Source organism: Hyphomonas sp. ske169, from assembly GCF_056850855.1.
This window is the reverse complement of the sequence record NZ_CP096146.1, coordinates 1,611,802-1,636,533: the sequence shown is the minus strand read 5'-3', so window position 1 is coordinate 1,636,533 and position 24,732 is coordinate 1,611,802. Positions and strand designations below refer to the sequence as shown.

Sequence of the window (24,732 nt, the reverse complement as noted above, 5' to 3'; positions counted from 1 at the left end):
CGTTTTGATGCTATTTGTTCGCGCGTGTTTTGCTGGCCTTTTGATGGGGCTCACGAGCGCGTGCTCTCAACAGCCAGAAGTGCCGGCGCCGCATATTGTTGTGCTGATTGCTGACGATCTCGGGCTAGATCAGGCGCCGTGTCATAGCGAGGAGACGCGGATGCCATATTTGCAGTCGCTCTGTTCGCAAGCTGTCGTGTTTGACCGGGTCTATACCCATCCCTATTGCACGGCGAGCCGGGCCGCCTTGATGACCGGCCGCCATCCGTTTCGGCACGGCGCGGATGATGTGCGAATGAAGGCGCGTAAGCTGCCGCTTTCGGAAGTTACGATCGCCGAACTGATCAAGCAGAAGAGCGCGCTCAATTATCAAACCGCCGGGTTTGGAAAATGGCATTTGGCCGATGACGAGAATGGCGGCAATCGCAATCCTAACCTGCAAGGGTTCGATCACTTTGCCGGCAATCCGCGCCAGCATCACACCTATCGATATTTTGATTTTGAGTGGTTCGAGAATGGCGAGCAGGTCGGCCCGGTCAGCACCTATAAAACAACTTTTCTAGCCGATCAGGTGATCGCCTATTTTCAAGGGCAGGCTGGTTCGCAGCCGCAATTTACATTGGTGAGCTTTACCAGCCCGCATAAGCCGTTTCATGCGCCACCAGAGGCGCTCCATTCTTTTGGAGACTTGCCACCGCAAACCCTCGTAGGCACGCGTTCAGATACGCCGGGGCCAGATGCCTACCGCGCCAATCGCCGGGAACCACGGCTTGATCGCTACTATTTTGCGATGCTCGAAGCTTTGGATACTGAGATCGCGCGGCTCGTAGAGACGCTGACGCAAGAGACTGATCGGCCGATCATCTTTCTGTTTCTCGGCGACAATGGCTCAGCGGCGGAAGTTTTCGCGGCCGTTGATGGCGAAGCGGTCCGCTCTAAAGCGACCCTTTATGATGGCGGTGTTCGCGTGCCTCTAATGGTATGGGGAGAGCCGATTGACCGAGCCGGACGATCCGACCAGCTGCTTCACTTGGCTGACCTCTTCCCGACCCTCGCAAACTTGGCCGGAGTAGAGCGCGATGAGGTTGCGAGCCTAGGCGTGCCATTGGATGGTGTGTCTTTCATCTCAGAATTGGTCGGTTCAGATGACGCGCTTGAGGGTCGCGATTTTGTGTTTTTCGAGCGCGGCAATGATGATGTCTTGCCATTCGCGTTCGGGGCGGTCGATCGGCAAGGCCTCAAACTCATTCTCCGCGACCCTGACCGCGAGACCAATTACAGCCGCGGCCAATTGGTTGAGATTTACGATACAGAGGCCGATCCGCTCGAGGTTCGCAATTTGCTCGAAACGCCCTGCGCGATGCCGGATACACGGGTCACCGATCTGTATGAGTTCATCGTCTCCAAAGCAGCCCAAAATCAAGCTCATTCTGATTGGTTTGAGCCGGAATTGTATGACGCCCTGCTGCGCCAATCGCGGGCGCGCTGCGCGGAATAGAGCGAGCCAAAGCCGCACCCCCCAAACCAATCTCCAGCAGCGTTAAGCAAGGCTTAATTGAAAGCGCGCATTTTGCTTGAAAAATATAAGAGCTTGTCTTGGAGATTAATCAATGCTGCGTGCAACTGCGTTTGCGCTGACCCTGCTCAGTGCGTTTTCTGCGTCCGCCCATGCCACCGGTTTGAAAGCCACACAGATCGTCGAAGTGGCGACGATTATTGTGGATGTCGACGGCAATGAAACAACATCCTATTCGCAGGCGACTGAGGTCGAACCGGGCGAGCGGGTGCGTTACAGCCTAGCCTATGCGAATGAAGGCGCGGACGAAGCAGAGAATGTCAGCTTGGTGATGCCGGTCCCGACCGTCGTAACTTATGTTGAGGGCTCGGCACACGGCAGTGTTGAATTCTCGGCTGATAATGGCCGGTCTTATGCCGCGCGCGAAGACTTGATGATTGGGACGGGCGAATATGCTCGCCTCGCTGTCTCCGAAGAGATCACACATATCAAATGGGCGTTTTCAGATCCGATCGCACCGTCCGCGAACGGCACGGTCAGTTTTGAGGCGGTTCTAAAATAGAGCCTCAAAATCCCGATTGAGATGCCCCGGGCCGCCTGCGGTGCCGGGGCTTTTTCTAGGCATAGTAATTGAGTTTTAGTCCGGGTTCAGGCCAGCGGCATTTAGCGAGTTTGCCGGTACCGGACAGCGTTACCCAGGCCTCGTTCAAGCCCTCGCCGCCAAAGCAAATATTGGTGACGAAGGGGTCTGGGAAGGCAATATGCGAATGGGTACCGTCAGGGGTCAGCGTTGTGATCCCACCATTCAGAATGGTCGCAACACAAATGTTGCCGGAGGCCGCGACGGCGAGACTGTCAAAATATTGAAGCTCTGGCATCGTCGCCACCACGCGACCCGCATTGAACGGTGAGCTTGGCGCGATCTCTCCGGGTGCGGAAAGATCAAACGCCCAGAGCCGCGCTGTCATCGTATCAGCCATGTAGACGGTGTTCTCGTCCGGCGAGAGGCCGACGCCATTTGGCGAGGTGTGGTGGTGGTCGAGCTCCACGGCTTCGCTGGCGCCGTTTGCCAAAAAGAACAGGCCGCCAAAATCGCGATGGCGCGGATACGTTTTGCCATGATCGGTGAAATAGAGATTGCCGTGTCGGTCGAAGACCAGATCGTTCGGGCCTTTTAGGGGGTGGCCTTCCACCGTGTCGAGCAGGCGTTCGACTTTTCCGGTTGAGAGGTCAATGCGTTCGATCCGGCCGCCTGAATAATCATCTGGGCAATGGCCTGGGATCAGGAGGCCGTCGCGCTGATGATATTTAAAACCGCCATTATTGCAGATCCAAAGCGCGCCGTCTGGGCCGATCGCAGCGCCATTTGGTCCGCCGCCGGGCGTGGCGATGACTTCCGTTTTTCCGTCGCCCCAAATGCGCGTGATGCAGCCTTTGGAAATCTCGACCAGGATGATTGAGCCGTCTTCCATCCAAACCGGGCCTTCTGGAAAACCCAAACCCTCGGCGACAATATCAAAATCCATGCGGCGCTCCTGCTGTTTGCCAGCATTTTGACGAGCCCGCAGGAAAGGCGCAAGCGCTAAGCGTTGCGCTCCAATTGCCGGATCACGAAGTCGAACTGGTTTTTTTCGTTCGCGGTGACGGCTTCGCGGCTTGTTTCGTTGAAATCTGACTCATTGAAGTCCGGGAAGGTCGCATCGCCTTCAATCTCGGTGTCGACTTCTGTGATGTAGAGACGGTCGGCGCGGGGCAGGGCAGCGGCATAAATGGCGCTGCCGCCGGTCACGAACAATTCGGTTTTTCCGGCAATCGCTGCGAGGCCTTTGCCAGCCTCAATCGCGGCATCAAGTGAGGTGTATACGCGCGCGCCAGGCGCCGCATACTGGCCGTCGCGACTGAGCACGATATTGTCCCGGCCGGGCAAGGGGCGTTTGGGCAGGCTCTCCCACGTCTTGCGGCCCATGATGACCGGGCAACCTTTGGTGGTCGCTTTAAAATGCTTCAAATCATCAGAGAGGCGCCACGGCAAATCATTATCTTTGCCAATCACGCCATTGCGCGCGCGTGCCACGATCAGGCAGAGCTTTATCGATGTGGTCAAGGCCTTCTCCTGGGGTCGATGCGCGCTAGGTGTTGGCCTTAGGGCGGTTTGCCCCTTATGAGCAACTGTCGATTTGAGTCATGAAAGAAGATCTATGATCCTAGCCTTTTGGGAAACCTTTGTTGCGATCCTGACCAATAATCGGCCAGGATTTTTGATTCCGGTCATCTTGGGATTGGCGGCGTCAGTCGGGATCTTGTGGAAGCTTGGCGGGCGACTTTGGGCAATCATTTATGTGATGATGATCCCGTTTTTGAATTGGTCTTTTGGTGTGGTGCCGAACATTCAATTTGTCGGACCTTGGGTCGATTCCGCGAGCGCCATGTTCTCCTTCATCTTCCCAGCCGACACGCCTGATCCAGCGGGCTTGATGCTTCACCCGCTCACCTTGGTGACGGGCTTGGTGTTCGTTGTTCGCGATTTCGTGCAGCGTGAGATGCGGCAATGGGTTTTGCTCGCCATGGCAATGGCTCTGGCTTGGTCAATGTACTATGCTTGGATTGTCATCGTGATCGCCTCAGGGCTCGCTTTCTTTGTGTCCGAGTTTTTCGATTGGCTGCTTTTCACATTCACCAAGATGAAGCTGTCCAAGCGAATTCTATACTCGAGCGCCGTGGCGACGCCGATCGATACAACCATTTTCCTCTATGGCGCCGATCTCGCCAAGCAGATGCAACTGGGGATGGATCCGGGCAACACGCTGACCCTGGCCAATTGGATCGTCTTTGTCATCGGTAAGATGATTGGCGCCTTTGTTGTATCCGACATGATCCGGCGCCGAGAGAATGCCGGGATTACCGATCCATATGAGGACCTGCCAGCCCAGTCTTCGATGGTTTAAGCGGGCGCGAAACTGTCCGCCTGCGCCATCGCCCAGACCTCGGCGAGACCGGTATTTTCAGCGGCCTCTAAGAGCTCGCCTTTGGCGACCAATTCATAGGCGAGGTGCGCCGGTAGGGCTTCATCTTCAGTCACTCGGTGGATGATATGATGCGGGGCAAGCTCGGACGGGTGCTGGCACCCCGTGGCGCCGACAACTTCCATTAAAGCGGCCACCGTATTCTTATGGAAATGATACACATAATCGGCTTTGTCCGGCACTACGAGCCCGCGCTGACGACCAAGATCTGAGGTCGCGATGCCGGTTGGACACGTGTTCTTATGGCACTTCAGCGATTGCACACAGCCGAGCGCAAACATGAAGCCGCGCGCTGAATTGATCCAATCGGCACCCAGCGCCAATGAGGCCGCCATATTGAAGGCTGAGAGCTGTTTCCCGCTGGCCGCGAGCTTGATGTCGTCTTTGAGCCCGCATCCGACCAGAGCGTTGCGCGCAAAGACCAAGCCTTGGCGAAGTGGTGTGCCGACATGGTCAAGGAATTCGGCTGGCGCCGCGCCCGTGCCGCCTTCCGCGCCATCAATCACGATGAAGTCGGCACGCTGCCCCGTTTGGACCATGGCTTTACAGACGGCTAGAAATTCCCAGCGATTGCCGATGCAGAGCTTGAACCCAACCGGCTTTCCACCGCTCAGCTCGCGCAGCTGATCAATGTAATTGAGCAAGCTCTTTGGCGAGTCGAAAGCGGTGTGGTGCGCCGGCGAGTAGCACGTCTGGCCGATTGGAATGCCGCGCGCTTCGGCGATTTCCGGGGTGACTTTTGCGCCAGGTAAAACCCCGCCATGGCCAGGCTTGGCGCCCTGACTCAGTTTGATCTCAATCATTTTGACCTGATCAAGTTTGGCCGTCTCTTCATACTGGACCGGATCAAATCCGCCATCCTTGGCACGGCAACCAAAATAGCCAGAACCGAGCTCCCAAACCAGATCGCCGCCGCCGGCTTTGTGATAGCGAGAGACGCCGCCTTCGCCGCTATCATGATAGAAGCCGCCTTTTGCCGCGCCGCGATTCAGCGCTTCGATTGCGTTCGCACCGAGTGAGCCGAAACTCATCGCCGAGATGTTGAACACGCTCGCTGAATAGGGTTTGGCGGTGCCAGGCGCGCCGACCAGAATGCGCGGGTCCGTCTCTGCGGGATGATTGGCCGTGATAGAGTGCGCCAGCCACTCATAAGGCGGCGCATCAATATCGAGATGGCTCCCGAATGGCTCAACCGAAGACACGTTGCGGGCGCGATTATACACCATCGCGCGCTCTTCATGATTAAACGGGCGACCCTCAGTTTGGCTCTCAACAATATAGGATCGAAAGAAGGGGCGGAGCTGTGCCGCCAGTCCGCGCAATCGGCCCAGAAGCGGAAAGTTTCTGAGCAGCGTGTGCCGGGTTTGTAACAAGTCGTACACGCCAACCAGAACGAGCAGGCCTAAAAGACCGGCAAGGACATAGAGCCAAGGCGCGGCCTGCGCGCTCCCAATCGCGAGGCTGAATAAAATGACCACGGCCAAAAACGGAATAAAGCGGATCAAAAAAGGCTCCCCTCAGATCTTTGAGGAGAGCCTATTCTTGTCCGGGTTTTCCGGTCAATGCTCAGCGATTAGAAGCCGTTCAATTTCGCATAGCGATCGCGGTGATAACTGGCGCCGCCGAGCAAGGCTTCTTGGACGCGCGCGCGCTTCATATAGAGGCCACTATCATGCGCATCGGTCATGCCGATCCCGCCATGGAATTGCACCGTCTCGTTCGAGACTAAGTGGATCAGTTCAGACGCTTTGGCTTTTGCGAGGCTTGCGAGTTCCGCAACATCATTGCGGTTCTCATCGACCCCAGACAATGCAGCGGCGATGCAAGAACGAGTCAGTTCCAGTTCTGTGAACATCTTCGCTGCCCGGTGCTGCAAGCTTTGGAACGATCCGATCAGTTGACCGAATTGTTTGCGGGTCTGCAAATATTCGAGCGTCATATCAAACGCGGCTTGGGCGCTGCCCAAAGCTTCGGCGGCGAGGGCAATTCGGCCGCGATCGAGCGCAGGCTCTAGAATTTCCCAGCCTGCATCGACCGCGCCGGTAACGTGATCTTCGCCGACCGCAACGTCTTCAAGGTGAAGATGCGCCGCGCCATGGGAATCGACCGTGTTGAGCGCTTGGACGGTCAGTCCGTTCGCGTCATTCGGCACGAGGAAGAGGCTGATCCCATGTGCCTGACCGGCTTCGCCAAAGGTACGTGCGGCAATGATGAACGCATCAGCATGATGCCCGTCAGTGACGAAGCGCTTGGCGCCATTCAGTGTGTAGCCTTGGCCATTGCGTTCGGCTTCGGTCGCGATGTTGAGCGGCGCATGGTGGGTGCCTTCGTCCACTGCCAGCGCGACCGTGGTCTCGCCACTTGCAATCTTGGGGAGCCATTCCGCTTTCAGTGCTTCAGAACCACCGAGGATGAGCGTGCTGGCGCTGAGGACGGCAGATTGCAAAAGCGGTGTTGCGGCAATCGTGCGGCCTTGCGCTTCCATAATTTGACCCATGGCGACCATGCCGAGGCCAACCCCATCAAACTCTTCCGGGACAAGCACGCCGAAAAAGCCGAGCTCAGCTAGTTTGCCCTTGGTGTCAGCATCGATGCCATTAGCGCCGCCATCGCGCAATTCGCGCAGGCGGGTGACCGGCATTTCATCGCGCGCGAACGCCATCGCTGTGTCGCGCAACATTTGTTGGTCTTCAGAAAGAATGAAGCTCATTATTGGTGATCCCGTAGGCCGAGAACGCGTTTCGCAACCACGTTCAGATTAATCTCACTGGTGCCGCCTTCGATCGAATTGCCTTTCGAACGCAGCCAGCCGCGGGTGGCTTTCTTGGCGTCGTCAGCAAAGCCGTCACCTTCCCAGCCCAGACCATCGGTGCCGAGCGCTTCGACCAGAAGCTCGCACTTGTCTTGGTTCATTTTTGCCGCCGCATATTTCATGATCGAAGCTGTATGGCCGACTTCTTGACCGGCTTTGGCTTCTTCAGTTGAGCGCTGCACGGTCAAACTGAAGGCCTTTGCATACATCAAATGATCGGTGATCCGTGCCCGCAAATCGCCATCAGAGACGCGACCGGTCTCATCGACGCCGACATGCTGTTTGGCATATTCTTGCGGCGGCAGGATGCCGGACCCGCCCGTGCCGCCAAAGCCGCCCGCGGAAATAGAAGACCGCTCAAATTGCAGCAGGCGTTTCGCGATCGTCCAGCCGCCATTCAGTTTACCGACAAGCTGCTCTTTCGGGACTTTGACGTCGGTGAAGAAAGTCTCGCAGAACGGCGAAGAGCCTGAAATCAGCTTAATCGGCCGCGCTTCGACGCCTTCTGTTTCCATATCGAAGACCAAGAAGCTGATGCCTTCATGCTTGACGGTTCGATCTGTCCGCACCAGGCAGAAAATCCAATCGGCTTGGTCTGCATAAGAGGTCCAGACTTTCTGGCCATTGATCAGCCAATGGTCGCCTTTGTCTTCGCATTTGGTTTGCAGGTCTGCGAGATCCGAGCCTGCGCCCGGTTCGGAATAGCCCTGACACCAGCGGGTCTTGCCTTTGACAATATCAGGAATGAAGCGCTTCTTCTGCTCATCATTGCCAAATTCAAGCAGAGCTGGACCGAACATCCAGAGGCCAAACGAGAACAGAGCCGGGCGCGCGCGGATGCGGCGCAATTCCTGTTGAAGCACACGGGCTTGGGCTTTGTTGAGCCCACCGCCACCATATTCAGCTGGCCATTCTGGCGCCGTCCAACCTTTTTCGCCCATCCGCTCAAGCCAGACTTTCGAGTCCGGGTTTTTGAACTGTTCGCGTTTGCCGCCCCAGACGATCTCATCGTCCTTCATCGGTTTGCGCATGCTTTCAGGGCAGTTTTCTTCGAGCCAGGCACGAACTTCACTGCGGAAGTCGTCGAGCTCCTCTGGGGCATCAAAGGCCATTATAGTCTCCCGATGAGGTGCCGCGGCACCTTGTTTAATCTATCGTGGGCTGAACATAGACAGCCGACTGGGAGATGACCATGTCTGACGTTGCGGCAGAATTTACTCGCCGATGGCGTAAGCAAACTCCTCGCGAGTGATCTTGCCCGCCTCGTTGACATAATAAGTGCCAATCTCGCGCATTTGCATCCGCTCGCCAGTCTCCTTGGTTGTGACATCTAAATCGAAGATGACGCTAAATCGGTCAGAGCCGTGAACAAATGGCCCCTCGGCGGCGCTGGAGTGAACCTCGTGCGCGCTGTACCACCATTCGCCTTTCGCCTTGATCGCCTCAAGGCCCGCTGCTTCAGCGCTGCCGCTTGGCATCGGCACCGCCTCCATAGAGATCGCATCGGCTGTATAATGAGCGTTTTGGAAGTCGGTTTCCTTTTGCTGATCGCAATGTTCGATCAGAGATTGCCCGAGTTGCATCAATTCTTGTGGTGTTGGCATTCAGTCCTCCTTATGTATGGAACATAAACAGAACAAAATAGTGTAGGAGTCAAGTTATGTTTTGGTGATTAGAAGCGCCCGAACATGCTGTTCTCTGGACCTGTATCGACGCCAACTAAATTCATGATGTGGACGACGATAAGGAATAGGCCAAAAACGCAGGCAATCATGACCAGTCCCCAAGGCACTTGGTGCGGGCGCTGATCTTTTTTGCGGACGGTGCCCATTTTCGATTGCGCAAACACACCCAGCCCAATCAAACAGGCGGCGAGGCTGAGGCTGATGATCCAGTCGAGCAATGTTCTAAGCCTTCATCTGGTCGCGGACGATGCGGGGTCTTTGCCCAGAAAAAAGGATTCTTCGCAAGCTCCCAAATGGCGCGATAGGCAGCGAAAGAGTGAAGCGGCCAATAAAATGGCTGAGTTAGGATCGCGAGGACTCTTTGAACCGTCCACGGTCCGGGCGCGGCGAGCCCGCCTGTCAATCCGTTCGCCAGCCCACTGGCTAATAATAGGCTCCCAGCCAAAGCCAGCTCAAACTCAGGCAAGACCAGTGCGGCCGCGACAAAGGCGAAACAGGGCGCATGAAAAAGCGGCGCAAGAATCCCGGCCCCAAGCGAGAGCTGCATTGAAATAAAGGCTACAAAACCCATCTGGCGGCACGTTTTTACCGGTTTGCGCATCAGAACCAGCCATGTCTGAATGTGGCCCTTAATCCAGCGGCTGCGCTGGGCCATCCAAATGCTCGGGCGGGTCGGCGCGTCTTCATAAGTCGGCACGGATATCGTTGCTGAACAAAGCGAGGCGCGCGCCAAGCGCATCCCAAGGTCAGCATCCTCAGTGACATTCCAGGCATCCCAGCCGCCCAGGCTGAGCAAGGCTTCTTTGCGAAAATGATTGCTGGTTCCGCCCAAGAGTAGGGGCATCTGATAAAGCGACAATCCTGGCAGCAGGAGCCGAAACTGGATCGCATATTCCAGCGCCCATTGTGCCGCGAGCCAGCTTTGATCCGCATTGTCGGCGACCAACGGCGCTTGCAGACAGACCAGCCCTGCCGGACTGTTTTTGAAGGCTTGATAGGTCGCTCGGAGCTGGCTCGGATCAGGAAGGTCTTCGACATCATAGACGGTCACGAAGTCGCCGATTGCATGGTGCAGACCGTGATTGAGCGCGTTTGGCTTTGTCCGCGGGCCACCTGGCGGAATGATACATAGCCGTGTTTGGGCCGGGAACGGCGCGGCTTCAGCAGCGATCAGGGTTTCGGTGTCATCGGCTTCGAGTAGGAGGATAATATCGAGCCGGTCCGCTGGCCAATCGAGCGCGTTCATTGCCATCGCGATTTGCCCCATCAGATCCTGTTCGCGATAGGCGGGGATTAGAATACTATAGATGGGAAGCTCGCTATCCGCCGTATGCGGCACCGTCCGGTCGGTCGGCGATCGGCGCAGCACCCACCCCGCAAATAGGAGCGTGCTGCGCCATGCGATCATCGCGAAAAAGAGGGTAAAGAGCAGGCTAGGCGCAATACGCGCCACACCGCCAGGGAAGAGTAAGCCGCCAATCCCAAGACAGGCCAAGCAAATACTGATTGTGGCTTGTTGCGGCGCGTTGAGCCGCGACTTGTAGGTTAGCTCGTCATCCAATGGCGCGATCGGGATAGATGCGCGGCGGGCATATAAGGTATCAGAGTGCTCAGAAGTGAGTCGATCTTCCGAACTCGTGCGATTTTTATTATGATTGGTGCCAGAATAGGCTTCATTATTGTTTTCGATTTATTTTCACCTCGAAACAATAATGAAATCAATACTTATAATATTCAAACGCCCAGAGGTTGCATTTCCTTAATATTGATTCTGTTGTGAGGGTGTGGACAAAGCGCGAACTTGTTCTATATATGTTCTTATGAGTGGATTGCATATCATCTGGTTTCGGAACGATCTTCGCGCCCATGACCATGCGGCTTTGCGCGGGGCATGCCATGCCGCCGAGCGCGATGGTGGGGCGGTTTTAGCGCTCTATGTCGCATCGAATGACAGCGCGGGCGATCGTGATGCGGCGCGCCGATCCGCGGCTTTAGACGATCTTCGCATCGGTTTAGAACAACGCGGCGCGTTGTTACATCTCCGCGAAGGGGCAGCGCTAGATGTGTTTTCTGAACTGCATCGATTGCACGGTGTGCGCAGCCTGCATCTCCATGATGTTCCATTTGAGGATGCAGAGGCGCCCCCGATTGAGTCTTGGGCGTTGCGGGCGGGGGTCGCGTATCGGACCTATCCGCAATTTGGACCAGCTGAAGCACCGGACGCATTTACCTCGGCAGCGCACCATTGGGACGCGTATATGGCGCGTCCAAGGTTTGAAACGCCAGATATTGAAAAAGCGGCGAATATTGGCATTGGGCGCTGGGCGGAATTTGAGCAGGCTGGGGCCGGGGAGCAAATCGAAGGCGATTTAGGTGGACGTCGCCGCGCCATACAGCTCTTGCGCGCCTTTTAAGGGGCGGTCTCAGATCCGCAGCGTATTGCGATCACGGAGGCAGATTCCGGTGCCGCGTTCTATGATGTCTTAAAGCCGTTTCTCAGGCTCGGCGTGTTGTCGGTCCGCGAGGTTTGGCAAGCCGCCAATAGTGCCCATTATCAAATGCGGCACGCGGGTCAGGATATTCGGGCGGCTTCGATCAAGAGTTTTCTCCGGCGCTTGCCAGAATTGCACCAATCGCAACGGTTAAAACCCGTACGCAAACCCCACAGTCAGGCGCCTGATAGGCCGTCTAAAGGTCAGCAATTGTCTTTGGGCCTATAAAAGGGGCTGAAAAAAATTACCGAAAAACGATAAGAGCATATTGAAAAACAATAAGGGGTGTGTTAGATAAGTCTTCGTCAGAGAGAACTCAAAAGGGTCCTCTGATCCGGGAAACCGGGCTATAAAAAGAAGGATAAAACACATGCAAGCGACTGCCTCCCAAGTCACCTCACCCCGTCTCGACGCCGATTCGGTCTTCATCACCGACATGTTCGAAGATGAACCTGCCGACCACATTCTACCTGTGCTGAAGCAGGAAGCGAAAATTTCCGGCCGCGATCATCTTCTGGTGCGTCGTCGCCGTCGTGAGCGCCGCCTCGCGACGCGCTAGGCCTGTCTAAATCTCGCGCGTACTCGCCCCGTCGTCAAAGCGGGGCGATTTACGTTGTGGGGTTTTATAGATCGAGCAGATCTTTGGGCTTGATGAAGTTGCGCAAGCGGAAGTGCGCTGGCACGAATGCGCCATCTTGTTCGGCTTCAAACAGGACCGCCGCGCCGGTCGGCAATTTGGCGGCGATTCGAATGGCGGCTTGATGATCAAGACTGCCCGCTTCGCGCAAAATGCTGAGCGCCAAATCATGCAGGCCGGGATTGTGGCCGATCACGATAAGCGTGCCGACGCCATCATTGTCAGCAATCAAATCAGCGATGCCGCGCTCTCCGGCGAGATAAAGATCATCCTCGAGCGAGATCTCACAGCTGCTGAATGTGTTCGAGAGGTGCGTCCAGGTTTCACGCGTCCGGCGCGCGGTCGAAACGATGGCGCGTTGCGGCGACCAGCCTTCGGCCTTCAGCGCCCGCGCCATCGCTGGCGCCGCTTCGTGGCCAATAGCAGTGAGCGCGCGCGCATGATCATCGATCCCCTCTGACCAGGGCTCGGTCTTTGCGTGACGCATTAAAATCAGTCGCTTCATCAACGCCCCTTCAGCAATGTGCAGGAAAACTAAACCCGCGAGTCAGACTTGCACGGTTGGAACACCCCTGCATAGGCCTCACTTTCGCTGCAGAAATCAAGCCAATTCCCTAGGAGATGTCAGATGAGCCTGCTGCTTGGCGACACTGCCCCCGATTTTGAAGCTGAAACCACTGCTGGTCGAATCCGGTTCCATGACTGGATCGGCGATGATTGGGTTGTGTTTTTCTCGCATCCTGCTGACTTTACACCAGTTTGCACGACAGAGCTCGGCTATACCGCAAAGCTCAAAGACCGCCTGGCAGAGCGCAATGCCAAAGCCCTGGTGATCTCAGTCGATACTGTCGATCAACACAAAAAGTGGATCGACGATATCGAAGATACCCAAGGCACCACCGTCAATTTTCCGATCATCGGAGACCCGGAAAAGAAAGTGGCGACGCTCTACAATATGATCCATCCGAATGCGGACGCGAAAGTCACCGTCCGGGCCGTGTATGTCATCGACCCGAACAAAAAGATCCGCGCCTCAATCATTTATCCGCCATCTGCTGGTCGGAATTTCGATGAAATCCTGCGCCTGATCGACAGTTTGCAGCTCACCGACCACCATAAAGTGGCAACGCCGGTGAACTGGCAGGATGGCGAAGACGTGATCATCGTTCCTAGCGTCAGCAATGACGAAGCCGATAAGCTTTTCCCGAAAGGCTATAAAGAGATCCGGCCTTATCTGCGCACGACACCGCAGCCAAATAAATAGGAACGAGCCGCGGCGCGCACCTATTCAAACGCGCAGACATATTTACCGTCGCGATCTGTAGAGATCGTGACCTTGGCGCCATTGTTCATTTTCTTTGAATCGTTGCTGCAGGTATCCATCTGCTTTTTGCAGATTTTGCTGCCATTTATATAGAGCTGTACCTTGCAGCGGTTTTTGCCATTGCCGGTGCAGCCATAAGAGTCGGTCTCACCCCCGGAAGCTGTTTTCAGTTTCTCTTCAAAGCTGCAAACTGAATCGCCGCCGCTATAAATATAGACATTGGCCTTCAGCTCGGTTTGGTTTTCGACCGTAAAGCGCGAATTCGCATCAGCTTCCAAGGTCAGAAACAGACCTGCGGCGGATGCCAGCGCGATGGCAGTCAGAGATTTGAAGAGCATAATTTGAGTCCTTTCGCACTACCGGCCTAATGGCGGTGAAAAGGCTCAACAATTGTCGGATCTGACAGTCCAGAACCCGTGCGCTAAACGTGGTTCCACCAAGCGACATCTGAATAGGCGCGCAAGTCGAGCTCATGGGTCCAGGCGGAGCGATGTTGCGTGGCGACGTGATAATAGGTTTCCGCCATCTCTGCAGGGATCAGCAAACCGTCTTCTGCGCCGCGGGTTTCGCGCAGTTTCTGGAACAATTCTGGCCCCAGCATTTTGCCGAGCGTATCGGGCGCATCGACCGCGCCATCGACCAGGATATGCGTCACGTGGATGCCCTTTGAGGCATATTGCGCATTTAGGGTTTGGCAGAGCATCCGGCGCCCGCCCATCGCGGCCGCGTGAGAGTGCTGGCCACGATTGCCGCGCACCGCCGCGGTCGCCGAGGTCACGATAATGGTCCCGCTGCCGCGCTCTTCCATCAGCGGGCAAACCGTTTTGGCGAGCCGGAACAGACCAAAAGTCGCCAGCCGCCAGCCCATTTCGAAGGCTTTGTAACTGGTGTCTTCTAGCGGCCGGTCCCCGATCTGCGCGCCAAGATTATAGATTACCGTTTCGATCGGGCCGATATTCGCTTCGACATGGGTGACAGCGTCTTCGATGGCATTGTCATCAATCGCATTGAGCAAAAGCCCGGTCGCCTCGCCGCCGGCTGACTTGATGCCGTCCACAAGCTTATCGAGGCCCTCTTTGTCGCTGCGTCTGCACAAAACCGCATGATAGCCTTCGCTGGCAAACTTGGTTCCGACCGTGCCGCCAATGCCTGCACCGGCGCCGATAACGAGACAAACAGGTTTCATGACAAAGACTCCTTAGTTCTTTTTTGGAACTATGCCTTTGGGACGGCGCGATCGTCAATCCTGATCGTGGTAAACCGTCTGAATATCTCTGCTGATAAGCGGGTTAGCTATTGCCGGTTTTGGCGGCTTGCCGGGCAATCAAGGCTTCGACGAAATTGATATGGCTGCGCAGATGATAGAGCTCATCATTGTACGAGACCGGCACATCCACCTGACCAACTTCGTGCTGCATGGCTTGAATATCAGACAGAACGCTTTGGCGTTCCACATCGCCTTTGGCGTCGAAGCCGCGCCGTTCAAGCTCGTGCAGATCATTGTACCAGACATAGATTTTCCGGCGGATGCGCCAGCGATAGACAGGCGGCGCCATCTGCACCAATGGGATCAACAAGGCCAATAATGGGATCAGAAAGACCCAAGCGCGCTCGAGAAAGTTCGCCCAGCCAAAGGAAAAATAGCGGCGCAGGAAGGTCGGGCCATTGCGATAATATCGCCGTGCTTCATCCGACAGCGGCAAGTCTGTCCGCGTCTCGTCAGGAAAACTATTTGCCCGGCTGAGGATCGAGCCGCCATTATGGATCGTCTCGGCTGCTTCCAACAAGACAGATTGCAGAGCAGGGTGAAGGTCATCAACGACACCAAGCTGCGCAATCGCTGAGATCAGTTCGACATCCCCGTCGGGGATGTCACGGTCCATATCGACGACGCCATCAAACAAGGTCTCAGGCGACAGCGCATCATCGCGCATGGACAGGCCTTTTGCGCGTTGCATCCCGATCAGGCGAACATTTGGTCGGATTAGTAGGTCTTGAATACAGCCGGTTTCGACGCTGGCCGTGAACACAGCGGCATCGACCTCACCGGCCAGGAGCGCAGACACAGCCGCGCTGCCAGACAGCGCCACGATTGGTTGCCAGGTGCCGCCCCATTCAGACTGCAATCTTTCGGTCATGGCGCGCGTTCCAGAGCCAGCGGCGCCGGCGGCAATCCGCGCCTGTTTCAGATCGCCAAAATCACGGGCGCCATCCATCGCTTCACCGGCCCGCGCGAACACCCAAAAGGGCTCAGCAAACATGCCGCCTAAGGAGAGAAGCTGCTCGCGATCTTCATCGCTCGCGATCCCGCCTTGCAGCAGCGCGACGTCCGCCTCTCCGGACTTGAGCAAAGAGAAATTTTCAACCGTTCCGGCCGTCTCTAGCACTTCGACAGTGATTCCATGTTCGCTAAGCGCGTCAGCATATTGCTGGGCGAGTGCGTAATATTGTCCATCTGCCCCTCCGGCCGCAAAGCGAATGTCCATTGGCGGCGGCGGCGCGATGAAACGCATCGTGATGATCAAAAGGATAAGCAAACCAGCCGCAAGAGGGCCGTAAACCTTCAACACATCTTTCATGAATTAACCCTCAACTCGGCGCGCTTTGGCGCCCAAACTGTGACCATAGATGAAGCTTATGGCATAGATTGACAGGATTTGAGTCGTTTTCATGAAATCATTCCCCTATATTAGGCATCACTGACTTCTCTAACGTCTGGAATGATCGATGAATATGCGGAATCTCGCAGTTTGGGGCCTGATCGCAGTCCTCCTCTTAGGCCTTCTGGCCGTGATGCAAAGCAACCCGTCCCAAGCGGGCGCTCAGAAAGTAGATATTTCTGAGATTTATGATCTGGCTGAAAGCAAGCAGCTCGCGGAAGTGACGATCACCCCGACCAAGGTGACGGCGGTGACAACCGGCAATGAGCGGATCTTTGCGCAGAAGAGCCAAGACCTTGGCGCCTTGCGGGAGCGGATGATTGAGCTTGATGTCCCGTCAGTCGTGGATGACCCTGATACTGGCTTCAATCTCGGCGATTTGATTGTCGGCCTGTTGCCGATCATTTTCATCGTCGCGATCCTGATTTTCTTCATGCGACAAATGCAAGGCGGCGGCGGTGGCCGTGGCGCGATGAGCTTTGGCAAATCCCGCGCCCGCCTGCTGACAGAGAAGCAAGGCCGCGTCACGTTTGACGATGTCGCCGGGGTCGATGAAGCCAAAGAAGAACTCGAAGAAGTTGTCGACTTCCTCAAAGACCCAGCGAAATTCCAGCGCCTTGGCGGCAAGATCCCCAAAGGCGCGCTGCTTGTCGGCCCACCCGGAACCGGTAAAACGCTCCTCGCCCGCGCGATTGCTGGCGAAGCGGGCGTACCATTCTTTACGATTTCAGGCTCTGATTTTGTTGAGATGTTTGTCGGCGTCGGCGCCAGCCGCGTCCGCGACATGTTCGAGCAAGCCAAGCGCAATGCGCCGTGCATCATCTTTATTGACGAGATCGATGCGGTTGGCCGGTCGCGCGGCGCCGGACTTGGCGGCGGCAATGATGAGCGAGAGCAGACGCTCAACCAGCTGCTTGTCGAGATGGACGGGTTTGAAGCGAATGACGGGATTATCATCGTCGCGGCGACCAACCGCCCAGACGTGCTCGACCCTGCGCTTCTGCGGCCGGGCCGGTTCGACCGCCAGGTCACGGTCGGCAATCCAGACGTGATTGGGCGTGAGAAGATCCTCAAAGTTCACATGCGCAATGTACCTCTGGCGAAAGATGTTGAGCCTAAGATCATTGCTCGCGGGACGCCTGGTTTCTCAGGGGCGGATCTCGCAAACTTGGTCAATGAAGCGGCGCTTTTGGCCGCCCGGCGCGGCAAGCGTGTGGTCGCCATGTCCGAGTTTGAAGACGCCAAAGACAAGGTCCTGATGGGCCCAGAGCGCCGCTCTATGGTGATGAGCCAGGATGAAAAAGAGCTCACCGCCTGGCACGAAGCAGGCCACGCCATCGTGGCGATGAAAGTGCCAAAGGCCGATCCTGTGCACAAAGCGACGATCATTCCACGTGGCCGCGCGCTCGGCATGGTCATGCAATTGCCCGAGGATGATAAACTGTCCATGAGCCGGATCGAAATGACCTCTCGCCTCGCGATTATTATGGGCGGCCGGGTCGCGGAAGAAGAGAAGTTTGGCGATGATGCTGTCACCGCTGGCGCGGCCTCTGACATTCAGCAGGCGACCCGCCTGGCACGCGCCATGGTGACGCGCTGGGGCCTCTCTGATGAGATCGGGCCAGTCGACTATGGGGAAGATCAAGGCCAGGTTTTCCTCGGCCAGCAGCTGGTTCAGTCGTCTTCTGTCTCGGAAGAAACCTCCAAGAAGATCGAAGAAGAAGTGCGCAAGCTGATCCAAAAGGGCATGGATGATGCGCGCGACGTGATGACCAAATTCCGCGATCAGTGGAGCGCGCTCGCTGAAGCCTTGCTTGAATATGAGACGCTTACCGGGGACGAAATCCGGGCGCTGATCAATGACGGCAAACTGCCTGAGCGGCCAGACGAGCCGGACGAACCGCCACGTCCAAACGCAGCTGTGCCGGTCATCGGCAAGCGCCGTAAGGACAAAAGCAGTGATTTTGGCGGCGAGCCGGAGCCCGCTTAACCCATGGCGATGACCCGTGAAACTTTGGAAGGCTTCCTAACAGAAGCCTTCCCGGACGCTGAGATTACCCTGACTGATCTCGCTGGTGATAATGATCATTGGCAAGCAGAGATCATCTCGCCGCAATTCAAAGGCAAGACGCGCGTGGCTCAGCACCAGATGGTCTATGCTGCGCTGAAGGGGAACATGGGCGGCGAATTGCACGCGCTCGCGCTCAAAACCCGCGCCCCTGCATAAGCAGCAAAAAACGGCTCGACGGCTGAAAGACTCACCCTAATGTTGGGTGAAATGACTGCGGATCTTCATAAGACAATTTTTCACCGCATGCCGAATGCGGCGATGATATTGGATGCAAATCTCGTATATGTAGACGCCAATGAGGTCTATTGCCGGGCCGTGCAGCGCAGCCGTGAACAGCTTCTCGGACACTTTGTGTTTGACGTGTTTCCAGACACGCCAGAGCGGGTTGCCCAGATCCGTGAAATTTTTGAACGAACGCTTGCCGGCGCAGCCACTCAACTCGAAGCGCAACCTTATCGCTTAGATTTGCCCGACGGTCGGGTTGAGGAGCGCATCTGGCAAATTGCGCAATTCCCGATTCATTGTGACGAGGGGCATGTCCAATATTTGGTTCAGCGGGCCGAAGACGTCACCGAACGCGAAGCGCTTCGGGGGCAACGTGATTTGGTCACCGCCGAGCTCAACCACCGAGTTCGGAACACACTGGCAGTGGTGCAATCCGTCGCCGATCAGACGGGCATGATGTCGAATGACATTGAAAGCTTCCTCACGAGCTTCAATGGTCGGCTAGGTGCAATGAGCCGAAATTTCGCAGCGCTGACCGACTCGCATTGGCAAGGATTGGATTTTGAATCCATATTGCGCACAGAGCTTGAACCCTATGCTGGACCGGTCCTCGATCGCGTCAAAATTGAGGGCGAGCCGATCACGCTATCCGTTAGGGCGAGTAAGTTCACCTCGATGCTGGTGCACGAATTGATCACTAATGCCTCAAAGTACGGCTTTCTAACGTCAGAAAAAGGGGAGCTCTGTTTGCGATGGTGGATAGACAAAGATCGTTTTCATGCGCAGTGGACTGAATCCGGATTGGAAGACATCCGGTCTCCAGAGAAGACTGGATTTGGATTTCAGATGTTCGACATGATGCCAAATGTCGACGTTGACTTTGCCTTCAAGCCAGATGGCCTAGATGTACAGTTCAGCGTGCCAGTTGTATCACACTCAGCCACGGGGGAAATCGAGTTTGAACGCGCTTAACTCTTCTTCGTGCTGCGTTCGGCTTCTTTCAGCGCGTCAATCAGGCGCTGCAAACGGTCTGGAATTTTCTCGTCTTGAACGGCCTGATATTTTCGGCGAAGCGCTGCAGCCAGCGTCTCCTCAGCTTCATCTGAAGCGGGCTTGGCGACTTTTTTTCGATCGATCAAAGTCACCCCTCCCCTTGAGCAAGCTATTCGTCGATTTGCAGGACCATAACTCAGAGACTCCACCGAAAGGTCAATCTGCTTTAAGCAGTTGTCTTTATTGGGAGAAATAAAATCATGTGGGCTTCCGAGCGAATAGAGAAATTGGTTCCATATCTGCGCCGATACGCGCGTGCAGCGACGGGGGACACGCAAATTGGCGACGCCTGTGTTGAACGAAGTTTGGAACAGCTTTTAGAGCGGTCCCTGCACCCCGATTTTGACTTTGATGCCTATGATCGCGAAGGCCTTTTTCAACTGCTCGACGAAGAGCTCCACCGGATTCAATTGACCCGGCAGGCGAAAGCACGGCGCGCGCTATTGCTAACGGCCGTCGAAGGATTCCCGCTGCCCGTTGCCTGCCGCGTCTTGCGGGTTCGGCGGGATGAACTTCTCGAATTGATGGAAATGGCCGAAAAAGATTTTGCCGCTTCTACAGCAACCGGCATGCTAATCATCGAAGATGAACCCTTCATCTCGGCTCAATTAAAGCGGATCGCAGAAGGCTTAGGTCATCGCGTCGTCGGGATCGCGACGACCGCGGGGCAGGCCGTGTCGATGAATGCGGCGCATAAGCCAGATATCGTCTTGTGCGATATTCACTTGGCTGACGGCTCCATGGGAACAGATGCGATCGCGGATATGCAGCTTCCTGAATCGGTGCCGGTTGTGTTCGTCACCGCCTATCCAGAAAAATACCTCTCCTCAATGAATGAGGGGCCATCCTATTTGATCACCAAACCGTTCAATCCGGACTATCTAAAAGCGGTGATCGGCCACGCGCTGATCAATGTGCAAAGCGCATAGCCGATCAAATTCGCGGATTAGCTCTGAGGCTTGGTTTTTCCTTTGCGCCCGCGCAGACGCGGCCAAATCAGCTTCAACCAAATCCACAAGAACAGCGCGAGCAACAAGATCCATGGCAAGCCCACTGCAAAGGCCGTGATGACCGCGGCAATGGCGCTGGAAAGATTGTAGAAAAAGTCTCCAAACGCTTCCCCAAGCGGGTTTTCGCGAGAGCCGCTAAAGGCGGGAACTTTGGTCTGATAACCAATTGTCAAAGATGACATGGAGACCCGCAGACGCAGCGTCTTCAATTGCGCTTCAATGCTCTCAATGTCTCCGGTGACGCGCGCCAATTCCCGCTCGATTTGCAGCAACTCCCCGAGCTCACCATCGCGGCGCTCGAGCAGATTGAGCAAGCGCCCTTGCAGCGTTTTTTGAGCCTCCAGGCGGGCGCCCGTATCGATGATTTGACGGGTTAGGTCTTCGGCATTGGTCGAGCGCTGGGTGATCTCGCCACCTGCGGATTCAGCATCGGCTTCAACACCCGCCATAAAGCTTTCAATCCAATCCGGCGTTGCGCGGATAGATAGATTGCCAGAAGCAAAGTCTTCTTCCTGGCTGTAAATATTGGAATTGATGACGATACACGTATTGGTGCCGGCGCTGCGGCAGGCTGCGGTATGGGCAGCCATCATCGGGTCGACGCCGCCTTTGGGCAAGGTCAGACCGAGATTGTGGCTACAGGCAATATATTGCTCAACCGACGGCTCTCCGGAGGTGGGTGTCGTCGGCGCGGGCTCCATTTGTGGCGCTCCGGCGCTTTTCAGACGCGCGCCACCATCGAATTCCATAGCTTCATCGGCCATCACTGGCGATGGCGCTGCGGGCTCAAACCCGGCTTCATCATATGAATTCCCGCCGCCACAAGCGGCCAGTCCTAACGTTCCAAATGCCAGCATCCAGGTGCGCAATTTCATCTTGTCCTCCATCACCCTTACAATTCTGGGGTTCAATCAGGGCGAAATCGGGATCGAAATCAAGGCGTTCTGGCCCTAAACGTCTTTCGGAGGCTTGAGGCGGCGTTTGGTGACATGACTATCGACCTTGTCGCCGGTTTGCTTCTCGCCGCGCATATAATGGCGCTGCCAGCCCGCTTCGACCGCTTCTTTATCGCCTGAAACCAGTCTCTTATTGAACTCGCCGCGGCTTTCTGCCCAGCCATGAAAGTCTTTTTCCAACTCCGGATTGCTGCTCAGCAATTTCCGCTCCGGTTCGATCTCTTCAAGCTTGCCATGCTCGATCGGCACGATGAAGCAAAATGGCTCGCCTTTCTCGAAGATCACTTCTCCTGGACGCGTCATTTGCCAGTTCATCGTAAACGGGAAGGGCAGCCAATCAGTTTCAACCAGCCCCGTCAGTGGCGCGATCCCGTCTTTGAAAAAGTTCGGCGCGCCCATGGTCATTAGGCCCCAGCCGGGAGGCGTCCGGAACAAGTGTCCGGTATGAAAGGTGACAATGCCGCGCTGAAAGTGACTGTCCGCAAACGAGGGTATCGCCCGCGGATCCCCGCGTGTCTTAAACGAGATATCATCTTTGCCAGGACCGCCATTCCAAATGATCTTAAGGTCCATCGGACACAAAATTTCCCAGCCGGTTGAATTGGCCATGGAGAGCGGCAAGCAGCGGTAGGGTTGCCGATCTGGGAACGCATCCATCCAGTCCCGATTGCTGCGTCCCGGAACGATCTCAGGCGCGACATCATAAATTTTATAGCAATCTAGGTGCATGGCTGGTCTCTCATCCTGGGCTTGACCGTTTGTCGATTTCCTGCCCCAAGGCCGGTATGTCTGCAAGCCCATCTGACCTTTTCGCCTATCTTGATGACCTTGGGATTGTCCATCACACGGTCGAGCATGCCGCCACCTTTACCGTAGAGGAGGGGCGTCATCTCAAAGCCTCGATGCCGGGCGGGCACAGCAAAAACCTGTTCATGAAAGACAAGGACGGCACGATCGTCCTGATCTCAGCTTGGGCGGACAGTCAGTTGAAACTCAATCAATTGCACAAGCTGATCGGGACACGGCGTCTATCATTTGCGAGCGCTGAACTGATGGTCGAGTGTTTAGGGATCGAGCCAGGGTCTGTGACCGCATTCGCGCTGATGAATGATAAAGATCAACGCGTCCGGTTCATCGCTGACGCCGCGCTGATGGGCTTCGACAGAGTTAATTTCCACCCGCTGGTCAACACCGCGACGACCTCTATTGCGCAGGAAGATCTTCGACGGTTTGTTGAGGCGACGGGGCATTCTCTGACGGTTGTGGACTTTTCGACGCTCTAAGCGCCTCCAAGACAGACGCGCGGATCAGGACCCGTTCGTCTTGCGGCAGCGGGATCAGGCCTTTTTCTGCCAAATAACCATCTGGTCCCCAAGCATCTTCCTGGGTGAACTCTTCAATGAACTCAAACAGCCCCGGCACAATGGTCAGATTTTCGCGTTTCACATAGACATACATGCTGCGGGAGACGCCATAATCGCCACTGGAAATATTCTCAAAAGTCGGCGCGACGTCCCCGATCTTGCCGCCTTTCACCCGGTCGAGATTCTGTTCCAGGAAGGAATAGCCGAGCACCCCAACAGAATCCTCATTACGCAGGAGCGTGTTGATAATCGAGCTGTCATTCTCGCCACTATCGATCCAAGCGCCATCATTGCGTATTTCCCGAGCGCGCGTGGAGAACGCTGCTGGATTGCTGTCTCGTAGAGCCTGAAATTCAGGCACCCCAACCGCGCCGCGTTCCATGACGATCTCAGCAAAGGCGTCTCTTGTGCCAGAGGTTGGCGGTGGTCCTGACACCAAGATGCGCATATTTGGCAGCTCAGGGTTGATCTCGCTCCAAAAACGATGCGGGTTGGCCTGCCAACCGCCCGACCCGTCTGGCAACTCAGCGGCAAGTGCGGTGAAGATCTCGGTTTTAGTGAGATTTAAGTCTGGACCCAGCTTCGCGTTCGCTAGAACGATGCCGTCATAGCCGATTTTCAGCTCAAACGGATCGGTGATCCCTGCATCTAGACAAAGTGCGCGTTCGCCATCTTTGATTTTGCGCGAGGCATTGATGATGGACGGCTCATCTGGACCAATTGCACTGCAGAAGGCTTTAAACCCGCCGCCGGTGCCTGTGGTTTCGACAATTGGCGCAGGATGCGGCGAGACCGCTCCAAATTGCTCAGCCACTGTCGTCGAAAATGGCGCGACCGTAGAGGAGCCGACGATTTTGATTTTTTTTGCATCGCCCATGGCTTCCAGCGGCACGGCGAATTCTTGTTCCGGCAAGCTGGACAGATCGGTGCTCGGACCGCACGCGGTGATCCCAAACAGGGCGATGATGGCAAAGGCGTAACGCAAAACGTGCTCCGAGACCGGCATTGGCGGCGTCTTAGATCGATTGTGTGACAGCAAGATGATTGCCGCTCGTTATTCGACAGCGATGAAATCAACCGACTCATAGCCAAAGCGCCGGCACACTTCGATCAGGCGGGCTTGCTTGTTTGGCAGACTGGTCAGCCAGACGTGTCCGCCTTCATGGCCGGATCGAGCACTCTTGGGCAAGACTCGAAGCGTTTGGCGCGCAATCGCTTCGCCGCTATCGATAAAGGTCACTGGTCGCGGTACTGTGGCGGCCAGTTCACCGCGAATGAGCGGAAAATGCGTACACGCCAAGACCACCGTGTCGATGTCGTCACCGCCATCAGCCCCGAATAAAGGGGACTGGGCGTCTCGAAACGCCTCTAGAGACACCGCTTCGCCAGAGGCGATTTGTTCGGCCATCCGTACCAAAGCGACCGAGCCATGCATGATCACGCGCGCCTCTTTGGCGAAATCCTCGATCAGTTTTGCCGTATAGTCGCGCTGCACCGTGCCCGGCGTCGCGAGCAGGCCTATCGTCCCTGTCCGGGTCCGGGCGGCAGCGGGCTTGATTGCCGGGACCGTGCCGACCACAGGAATGTCCAAGACCGCGCGAACTTCTTCCAGAGCAAGCGTGCTGGCCGTATTGCAGGCAATGACAAACACATCCGGCCGCGCCACTTGGCACAGCGCTTTCGCGACTTTGGGCAAGCGGTCGCGCAACTCGGCGTCGGACTTATTACCATACGGAAAGAAGCCGCTATCGGCGGCATAATCGACTGACAGGGTCGGCGCTAAAGCCTGCAATTCTCGCGCAACGGTCAAGCCGCCCATACCAGAATCGAAAACAAGAACATTGCCGGTCAGTTGATTGGTCATGGCTTCTGGTAACGTGGTTTGTTTGAGCTGGGAATTGTCA

At 56.0% G+C, this 24,732-nt stretch carries 28 protein-coding genes; 11 read left to right on the top strand and 17 right to left on the bottom strand.

The genetic code is table 11. From position 1 onward, the window contains the following. The first annotated feature begins 7 nt into the window (after positions 1–7). Both MY069_RS07865 and MY069_RS07860 read left to right on the top strand, forming a co-directional pair. Positions 8–1,498, top strand: coding sequence for a sulfatase-like hydrolase/transferase (locus tag MY069_RS07865; RefSeq protein WP_482796523.1), 1,491 nt, complete (start codon positions 8–10; stop codon positions 1,496–1,498). A 112-nt stretch (positions 1,499–1,610) separates the two neighbouring features. Further along, positions 1,611–2,078, top strand: a complete 468-nt coding sequence (locus tag MY069_RS07860) for a hypothetical protein (protein WP_482796522.1) — start codon at positions 1,611–1,613, stop codon at positions 2,076–2,078. Between the two features lie 55 nt (positions 2,079–2,133). Here the strand turns inward: MY069_RS07860 and MY069_RS07855 are convergent, their stop codons facing one another. Continuing rightward, positions 2,134–3,042: an SMP-30/gluconolactonase/LRE family protein gene (locus tag MY069_RS07855; protein WP_482796521.1), complete on the bottom strand. Its 909-nt coding sequence runs from the start codon at positions 3,040–3,042 to the stop codon at positions 2,134–2,136. Positions 3,043–3,098: 56 nt separating this feature from the next. After that, complete coding sequence (locus tag MY069_RS07850; RefSeq protein ID WP_482796520.1) at positions 3,099–3,620, bottom strand: dihydrofolate reductase; 522 nt, start codon at positions 3,618–3,620, stop codon at positions 3,099–3,101. Between the two features lie 94 nt (positions 3,621–3,714). Here MY069_RS07850 and MY069_RS07845 point away from each other — a divergent pair, with 94 nt between their 5' ends. Then, on the top strand, positions 3,715–4,461 hold the full coding sequence (locus MY069_RS07845) for a hypothetical protein (RefSeq protein ID WP_482796519.1): 747 nt from the start codon (positions 3,715–3,717) through the stop codon (positions 4,459–4,461). Here the strand turns inward: MY069_RS07845 and MY069_RS07840 are convergent. The 6 genes from MY069_RS07840 to MY069_RS07815 all read right to left on the bottom strand — a co-directional run bounded on the left by MY069_RS07840 (position 4,458) and on the right by MY069_RS07815 (position 10,597). Beyond that, positions 4,458–6,041: an FMN-binding glutamate synthase family protein gene (locus MY069_RS07840; RefSeq protein ID WP_482796692.1), complete on the bottom strand. Its 1,584-nt coding sequence runs from the start codon at positions 6,039–6,041 to the stop codon at positions 4,458–4,460. The genes MY069_RS07845 and MY069_RS07840 overlap by 4 nt on opposite strands. Positions 6,042–6,112: 71 nt before the next feature. After that, complete coding sequence (locus tag MY069_RS07835; protein WP_482796518.1) at positions 6,113–7,249, bottom strand: acyl-CoA dehydrogenase family protein; 1,137 nt, start codon at positions 7,247–7,249, stop codon at positions 6,113–6,115. After that, the gene (locus MY069_RS07830) at positions 7,249–8,463 is read right to left on the bottom strand and encodes an acyl-CoA dehydrogenase family protein (RefSeq protein WP_482796517.1); all 1,215 of its coding nucleotides are present in this window, start codon (positions 8,461–8,463) and stop codon (positions 7,249–7,251) included. Before MY069_RS07830 ends, MY069_RS07835 begins: the two co-directional genes overlap by 1 nt. A gap of 102 nt (positions 8,464–8,565) precedes the next feature. After that, positions 8,566–8,955, bottom strand: a complete 390-nt coding sequence (locus tag MY069_RS07825) for a SnoaL-like domain-containing protein (RefSeq protein ID WP_482796516.1) — start codon at positions 8,953–8,955, stop codon at positions 8,566–8,568. 68 nt (positions 8,956–9,023) lie between these two features. Further along, the gene (locus MY069_RS07820) at positions 9,024–9,254 is read right to left on the bottom strand and encodes a hypothetical protein (RefSeq protein ID WP_482796515.1); all 231 of its coding nucleotides are present in this window, start codon (positions 9,252–9,254) and stop codon (positions 9,024–9,026) included. Then, positions 9,212–10,597, bottom strand: a complete 1,386-nt coding sequence (locus tag MY069_RS07815; protein WP_482796514.1) for a glycosyltransferase — start codon at positions 10,595–10,597, stop codon at positions 9,212–9,214. The genes MY069_RS07820 and MY069_RS07815 overlap by 43 nt, the downstream gene beginning before the upstream one ends. A 259-nt stretch (positions 10,598–10,856) precedes the next feature. Between MY069_RS07815 and MY069_RS07810 the strand changes: the two genes are divergently transcribed. Next, on the top strand, positions 10,857–11,450 hold the full coding sequence (locus tag MY069_RS07810) for a deoxyribodipyrimidine photo-lyase (RefSeq protein WP_482796513.1): 594 nt from the start codon (positions 10,857–10,859) through the stop codon (positions 11,448–11,450). Between the two features lie 448 nt (positions 11,451–11,898). Then, positions 11,899–12,087 (top strand): hypothetical protein, encoded by a 189-nt coding sequence (locus MY069_RS07805; protein ID WP_482796512.1) that lies wholly within the window; start codon positions 11,899–11,901, stop codon positions 12,085–12,087. Between the two features lie 64 nt (positions 12,088–12,151). Here MY069_RS07805 and MY069_RS07800 read toward each other — a convergent pair whose 3' ends face one another. Then, a complete protein-coding gene (locus MY069_RS07800; protein WP_482796511.1) occupies positions 12,152–12,670 on the bottom strand; it encodes a SixA phosphatase family protein in 519 nt (172 codons plus the stop codon). 123 nt (positions 12,671–12,793) lie between these two features. Between MY069_RS07800 and MY069_RS07795 the strand changes: the two genes are divergently transcribed. Then, positions 12,794–13,429: a peroxiredoxin gene (locus MY069_RS07795; RefSeq protein WP_482796510.1), complete on the top strand. Its 636-nt coding sequence runs from the start codon at positions 12,794–12,796 to the stop codon at positions 13,427–13,429. A 20-nt stretch (positions 13,430–13,449) separates the two neighbouring features. Here MY069_RS07795 and MY069_RS07790 read toward each other — a convergent pair whose 3' ends face one another. The 3 genes from MY069_RS07790 to MY069_RS07780 all read right to left on the bottom strand — a co-directional run bounded on the left by MY069_RS07790 (position 13,450) and on the right by MY069_RS07780 (position 16,068). Further along, a complete protein-coding gene (locus tag MY069_RS07790) occupies positions 13,450–13,827 on the bottom strand; it encodes a hypothetical protein (protein ID WP_482796509.1) in 378 nt (125 codons plus the stop codon). A gap of 83 nt (positions 13,828–13,910) precedes the next feature. Next, positions 13,911–14,675, bottom strand: coding sequence for an SDR family NAD(P)-dependent oxidoreductase (locus MY069_RS07785; protein WP_482796508.1), 765 nt, complete (start codon positions 14,673–14,675; stop codon positions 13,911–13,913). 103 nt (positions 14,676–14,778) lie between these two features. Beyond that, positions 14,779–16,068 (bottom strand): TAXI family TRAP transporter solute-binding subunit, encoded by a 1,290-nt coding sequence (locus MY069_RS07780; protein ID WP_482796507.1) that lies wholly within the window; start codon positions 16,066–16,068, stop codon positions 14,779–14,781. Between the two features lie 148 nt (positions 16,069–16,216). Here MY069_RS07780 and ftsH point away from each other — a divergent pair, with 148 nt between their 5' ends. The 3 genes from ftsH to MY069_RS07765 are packed head-to-tail and all read left to right on the top strand — an operon-like array spanning position 16,217 to position 19,417. Further along, on the top strand, positions 16,217–18,139 hold the full coding sequence (gene ftsH, locus MY069_RS07775; RefSeq protein WP_482796506.1) for an ATP-dependent zinc metalloprotease FtsH: 1,923 nt from the start codon (positions 16,217–16,219) through the stop codon (positions 18,137–18,139). Between the two features lie 3 nt (positions 18,140–18,142). Further along, positions 18,143–18,376: a BolA family protein gene (locus MY069_RS07770; RefSeq protein WP_482796505.1), complete on the top strand. Its 234-nt coding sequence runs from the start codon at positions 18,143–18,145 to the stop codon at positions 18,374–18,376. A gap of 39 nt (positions 18,377–18,415) precedes the next feature. After that, on the top strand, positions 18,416–19,417 hold the full coding sequence (locus MY069_RS07765) for a sensor histidine kinase (protein ID WP_482796504.1): 1,002 nt from the start codon (positions 18,416–18,418) through the stop codon (positions 19,415–19,417). Here the strand turns inward: MY069_RS07765 and MY069_RS07760 are convergent. Continuing rightward, complete coding sequence (locus MY069_RS07760) at positions 19,414–19,584, bottom strand: NepR family anti-sigma factor (RefSeq protein WP_482796503.1); 171 nt, start codon at positions 19,582–19,584, stop codon at positions 19,414–19,416. The two genes, MY069_RS07765 and MY069_RS07760, sit on opposite strands and share 4 nt — an antisense overlap. Positions 19,585–19,698: 114 nt before the next feature. On the opposite strand from MY069_RS07760, the gene MY069_RS07755 reads away from it, so the two are divergent. Continuing rightward, positions 19,699–20,427 (top strand): response regulator, encoded by a 729-nt coding sequence (locus MY069_RS07755; RefSeq protein WP_482796502.1) that lies wholly within the window; start codon positions 19,699–19,701, stop codon positions 20,425–20,427. Positions 20,428–20,444: 17 nt separating this feature from the next. Here MY069_RS07755 and MY069_RS07750 read toward each other — a convergent pair whose 3' ends face one another. After that, on the bottom strand, positions 20,445–21,383 hold the full coding sequence (locus MY069_RS07750) for a DUF4349 domain-containing protein (protein ID WP_482796501.1): 939 nt from the start codon (positions 21,381–21,383) through the stop codon (positions 20,445–20,447). Between the two features lie 75 nt (positions 21,384–21,458). Next, positions 21,459–22,193: a DUF6065 family protein gene (locus MY069_RS07745; protein WP_482796500.1), complete on the bottom strand. Its 735-nt coding sequence runs from the start codon at positions 22,191–22,193 to the stop codon at positions 21,459–21,461. Positions 22,194–22,249: 56 nt separating this feature from the next. Here MY069_RS07745 and MY069_RS07740 point away from each other — a divergent pair, with 56 nt between their 5' ends. After that, positions 22,250–22,747, top strand: a complete 498-nt coding sequence (locus MY069_RS07740; RefSeq protein WP_482796499.1) for a prolyl-tRNA synthetase associated domain-containing protein — start codon at positions 22,250–22,252, stop codon at positions 22,745–22,747. Here the strand turns inward: MY069_RS07740 and MY069_RS07735 are convergent. Then, positions 22,668–23,834: a substrate-binding domain-containing protein gene (locus MY069_RS07735; RefSeq protein WP_482796498.1), complete on the bottom strand. Its 1,167-nt coding sequence runs from the start codon at positions 23,832–23,834 to the stop codon at positions 22,668–22,670. The two genes, MY069_RS07740 and MY069_RS07735, sit on opposite strands and share 80 nt — an antisense overlap. 48 nt (positions 23,835–23,882) lie before the next feature. Next, complete coding sequence (murI, locus tag MY069_RS07730; RefSeq protein WP_482796497.1) at positions 23,883–24,692, bottom strand: glutamate racemase; 810 nt, start codon at positions 24,690–24,692, stop codon at positions 23,883–23,885. Positions 24,693–24,732 lie beyond the last annotated feature (40 nt).